Annotated in this window: 3 protein-coding genes and 2 pseudogenes; 3 read left to right on the top strand and 2 right to left on the bottom strand. The window is 62.8% G+C overall.

The window, feature by feature from the left end; translation table 11 throughout:
* Positions 1 to 324: hypothetical protein (locus DI606_RS19755; RefSeq protein WP_293985674.1), on the top strand; the 324-nt coding region annotated here is incomplete at its 5' end.
* 153 nt (positions 325 to 477) lie between these two features.
* Here the strand turns inward: DI606_RS19755 and DI606_RS19750 are convergent.
* Positions 478 to 1,608 carry an ROK family transcriptional regulator gene (locus tag DI606_RS19750; RefSeq protein WP_293985672.1) on the bottom strand — a complete coding sequence of 377 codons (1,131 nt, stop codon included), beginning with the start codon at positions 1,606 to 1,608 and terminating at the stop codon, positions 478 to 480.
* A 329-nt stretch (positions 1,609 to 1,937) separates the two neighbouring features.
* The gene (locus tag DI606_RS19745; RefSeq protein WP_293985670.1) at positions 1,938 to 2,525 is read right to left on the bottom strand and encodes a TetR/AcrR family transcriptional regulator; all 588 of its coding nucleotides are present in this window, start codon (positions 2,523 to 2,525) and stop codon (positions 1,938 to 1,940) included.
* A gap of 125 nt (positions 2,526 to 2,650) precedes the next feature.
* Between DI606_RS19745 and DI606_RS19740 the strand changes: the two are divergent.
* A pseudogene (locus DI606_RS19740) lies at positions 2,651 to 2,962 on the top strand (TonB-dependent receptor plug domain-containing protein); the annotation flags it as partial.
* Positions 2,963 to 3,037: 75 nt separating this feature from the next.
* Positions 3,038 to 3,306: pseudogene (locus tag DI606_RS19735) on the top strand (transposase); the annotation flags it as partial.

Raw genomic sequence — 3,306 nt, 5'->3', positions numbered from 1 at the left:
GCACATCCGGTTTTGCCCCCAAACCCACGCCTAGCAAAATCAAATACTTACCAGCTCGCGTTCCCTGCGTGTTCCGCCGGCACTGTTCAACTTGGGCCTGAGATTGTGGGCGAGCGCTGTCAGGCTGACCTTTGCGTGGACGCTATCGAGCCCCCCGGCATGAGGAAGGCGCCTTTGTTCATCCACTGCTTGATCGTGCCGAATGATTGTTCGACAGTCTTTATGGCAGCGGTTCATGATTTGGGAACAAGCGACGAGCCGTTCCATCATGGGCTCGAGTACGGCTTCACCCTCCCCGCTATCAATGGTTCGCCGTACGCCTGACGCGCATTGGGGCCAAAGTCGACGGCATCCGATACTATGCCGATGAAGTGTCGCGACCAGACAGCTACGATCTAGGCGCTGGTCGCAGGGACAGTTGTAGCAATCCTCCTTGGCGTCATAGCGAAACTTACTTCTCGCTAAATAGTCCCTTCCTTAAGCGAGAAAGGCGCGCTGGATTGGCATGACAGCGGCGCCGAGCGCGACGGCATCACCGACAATATCCGACCTCACGACCCGCGGAACGGGTGGCGCCAGATCGCGCCGATTTGGTGCGCGCGGAATTGCGATCCGATCGATCAGCCGGTCTACGATCATGGCCGGCAGCCGCCCGCCGATCACGATTGCGGTCGGGTCTATCGTGTAACTAAGCATAGCGCAAAGCGTGGAAAAGGCGGGGGCGGCCTCGTCCAGCCAGCGATCAACGCCCGCCGTGACAGCGGTGGTCGCCGGCAGCATCTCCTCAACCGTGGTAAAGGTGCCGCCGGCATCGTTGACGAGGTCTAGCAATCGATGCAGACTGGGATAGCCCATCCGGCCGATAGTCCAGATGCCGCCGAACTCTCCGGCATTGCCCCGCGCGCCGCGGAACAGGCGTCGGTCGCTGATGATCCCGCCCCCGAAGCCGGTGGTCAGGTGAAGATAAGCGAAGTCGTCGATCGTCCGCCCGATGCCGAACAGGCTCTCGCCGACCGCCCCGGCTGCGCCATCGTTCTCGATGATGACCGGCAGCCCCAGCGCTTCTTTCAGAACCGCGACCGGCTCGCAGCCGGTCCAGTCATCGAGCGTGGGGGGACCAGCGATCTGCCCACCCTCCCCTGTGAAGAAGGCGGAGATGCCGACGCCCAATCCCAGTACACGCGCGGGATCGACATCGGCTTGCGTAAACAACTCGTCGCGGAACTGCGTCAGTGCCGCGATCACCGCCGCGCGTGACGGTTCTGGCAGTGCGGTACGTCGGCTGGCGACCAAGCCGCCCGCGCAGTCGAGCAGCGAAAGCGACACAGCATCGCTCAGCACCGCCGCGCCCAGCGAGAAGGCGAAATCGGGCACGATCCGGGCGGTCGCGCTGGGATGGCCAGGGCGATCGACTTTGCGTGCGTCGAGGCGGATCAGTCCGGCAGCGACGAACCCCTGCAAGAGACGTGCGACCGTCGGCTGCGCCAACCCGAGTTGACGGGTCAGCGCGGCTTGGCTGATCCCGCCGGTTTTGAAAACCAAGTCGAGCAGTTGCCGGCCGCCGGCGCTCACGGGAACATTGAGGTGATTGAGTGGGGAAATGCGCATCGGGCGACCCTATCGATCGGGATTGTAATATTCTAGTCATGCATAATGCATACTATGCATATAACATTCTATAGGGGGAACCGATCATGGTCATCCGTCATATGTTGCTTGCTGCCTTGATGTTGGGCGGCACGCCTGCCGCTTATGCACGGGATGCCGGACCGAAAGCCTCTGGCACCGCTCGCGCCGCCCCCACAGACGACGCCAGCGCGGATATTGTCGTCACAGGTACCCCTCCCCGCCATCCTCCGATCCAGACAGTCAGTATCGATATCCGGAGCCGGCCAGCATCCGGCGACGGGCTGGGTCGCGCATTTCCGGCGCCATCGTTACTCCGGGGCGTCAAGCACGGCCATCGCTGCAGCCGCCAGCGCCTGGGCGCCATTCGCTGGCATCGCACCGCCACGCATGGCCTGATGGAACATGACTGTGCCGACGATCACGCTAAGTGCGAGCTGCAACTTGTCACGCGATGCATGCGGCCGCAGCCGGCTGAGCAAGTCGAGTACGCGTCGCTCGTCCCCGCCCGTCGCCGCTCGGGTCGCGTCCGCCAGTTCGGGCGTGCGGGAGGCACTTTCGGTGATTGTTACCACCGCACGGCCGCGCGCCCCGGTCATGAAGGCTTGTGCGTTGCGCACGTGCGTTAGCAGTTCGGTTGCAGGATCCCCGCTAACTGCCATCTCCCGTTCCATTCTGCGCGAAGTCTCGTAGAGCGCGTTAGCTACCAGTGCGCTTTTGGCCGAGAAACGCCGGTAAAGCGTAGTGCGGCTGATCCCCGCCGCCTCGGCGACCGCCTCGAACGTCAGACCGTCATAGCCGACCTGCGCCAGCAGGTCCCACGTGGCCTCCCGGATTGCCTCGTCCTTCTCCGCCTCGCGCGGCCGTCCCCGGCCACGCATTATAACATTCTCCGCCATCCTCATCCCTTCGCAAATTTGTCATTTAATAACGGTACAGCAGCGTTCACAAATTTGCACAACCTGACGGGGGCGTTGTGAATCGTCGGAAATACCTAGTGTGCAGCGTGGCTCTACTGGCCGCAATGCCTGTTCGTGCCATGGCGGGGGAAGCCCCCGTCGATTCAATCCAAGCATCCGCCGACGACATCGTCGTCACCGCGCGCAAGACGCGCGAGCGGATGATGGATGTACCGCTCGCGATCACGGCGGTCGGCGGGGCGGACCTACGCCGCAACGACCACATCCGGCTCGAAGACCTCAATCAACTCGTGCCCAGCGCCAACGTGGTCGTCACCAACGGCCACCAGGCGAGCATCTCGATTCGTGGCCTCGGCAACAACCCCGGCAGCGACGGGCTGGAGAACAGCGCCAGTCTGTTCCTCGACGGTGTGTATCTGGGTCGCCCAGGAATGGCCGCGACCGACCTGATCGACGTCCAGCAGATCGAGGTGCTGCTGGACCAACTTCTCAAAGCCCAATGGCTGCTCGCTGATCGTGGCTATGATGCCGACTGGTTCCGCGATGCTTTGCAGGAAAAGGGCATCACCCCCTGTATCCCCGGTCGCAAATCCCGCAACAAGCCCGTCAAACACGACAAGCGCCGCTACAAACGGCGCAACCGCATCGAGATCATGTTCGGCCGCCTCAAGGACTGGCGACGGGTCGCAACGCGCTACGACCGGTGCCCCCACGCCTTCTTCTCGGCCATCGCTCTCGCTGCCACCGTCATCTTCTGGCT

The organism is Sphingobium sp., assembly GCF_003248505.1.
GTDB lineage: Bacteria > Pseudomonadota > Alphaproteobacteria > Sphingomonadales > Sphingomonadaceae > Sphingobium.
This window is presented reverse-complemented; position numbering and strand designations above follow the sequence as displayed.

Bases quoted from the DNA above. Each gene is read 5' to 3' on its own strand.
- DI606_RS19750 (WP_293985672.1), bottom strand. From the start codon at position 1,608: ATGCGCATTTCCCCACTCAATCACCTCAATGTTCCCGTGAGCGCCGGC.
- DI606_RS19745 (WP_293985670.1), bottom strand. From the start codon at position 2,525: ATGGCGGAGAATGTTATAATGCGTGGCCGGGGACGGCCGCGCGAGGCG.